This window comes from Roseicyclus sp., assembly GCF_052168335.1.
Classification (GTDB): domain Bacteria; phylum Pseudomonadota; class Alphaproteobacteria; order Rhodobacterales; family Rhodobacteraceae; genus Roseibacterium.
In genome coordinates this window covers 1-1,087 of sequence record NZ_JBQLZP010000092.1, presented here as the reverse complement: position 1 = coordinate 1,087, position 1,087 = coordinate 1, and the positions used below count along the sequence as shown (strand labels likewise).

The window sequence follows — 1,087 nt, the reverse complement described above, 5'->3', positions numbered from 1 at the left end:
TGTTCTGTGGGGGTGACGAATTCGACGCGGATGCCGGCGCGGCGGAGGGTGGTGAGGCTTCGTGCCGGCCGACCGCGCGAAGCGGTCCGACCTGCGCCGCAGGCTCGGGCAGGCGGGCTACTCGAGCGACCAGGCGCTGCGCAACTTCACGCTCGTGCGCATCCTGCTCGGCCTCCTCCTGCCGGCGGTGTTCCTGGTCCTCCTCGTCCTCGCGGGAAATCCCGACATCGACCTGCCTCTCGGCCTCGACGCGCATCTCGGGCAGCTCGGGACCGGGCAGATCATGATCATTCTCGCGGCGCTCACGGCGCAGGGCTACTACTTCCCGATGCTCTGGCTGAAGGATCGCGTGAACGAGCGCCGGGAGCGCATCGCGCTCGGCTTTCCGAACGCGCTCGACCTGCTGCAGATCTCGGTCGAGGCGGGGCTCGGCTTCGACGCGGCGATGACGCGGGTGGGCAACGAGCTCGCCGCCGTCTCGCCCGACATCGCCTTCGAGTTCCTGAGCGTGCAGCGGCAGGTGCAGGCCGGCCGAGCGCGGGACGCAGCCCTTCACGACATGGCCGAGCGGACCGGGATCGAGACCGTCCGATCCTTCGCCAACGTCGTCCACCAGGCGATGCAGTTCGGCACCAGCATGTCGGACGCGCTGGAGACCTATTCCAGGGAGATGCGCGAAATGCGCGAGACGCGCGCGCAGGAAATGGCGAACAAGCTGCCGGTCAAGATGTCGGCGGTCCTGGCCTCGCTGATGCTGCCCGCCCTCGTGATGCTCACGGTCGGTCCGGTCGTGATTCGATACATCCGCTATTTCTCGGGCTGACGATCGCGGACTTTCCCGGGCGGCGATCCCGGCCAAGGCGAAACTGCGGCGGAAACATGGCGGAAATCAGGCCAAGGCGCCCCACCTGACGTGAATTGATCGACGATGTTTCCACAATAAGCCAATTCCGGCGGAATACTTTCCAGATTTGCGACACATTTCTGCCCGCTTGCAAACACAATTGAATCTGTCTAACGTTCAATCATTATCAAAGTTAACGATAATCACGATTAACCTGTTCGCTCGGATTTCACGTTTCGCCTT

Annotated in this window: 1 protein-coding gene; it reads left to right on the top strand. The window is 63.8% G+C overall.

Annotated features, from left to right (window positions below; translation table 11 throughout):
• The first annotated feature begins 61 nt into the window (after positions 1-61).
• Entirely contained in the window at positions 62-823 is a 762-nt protein-coding gene (locus ACTS11_RS03010; RefSeq protein ID WP_442638863.1) for a type II secretion system F family protein, read from the top strand.
• Positions 824-1,087: the final 264 nt, after the last annotated feature.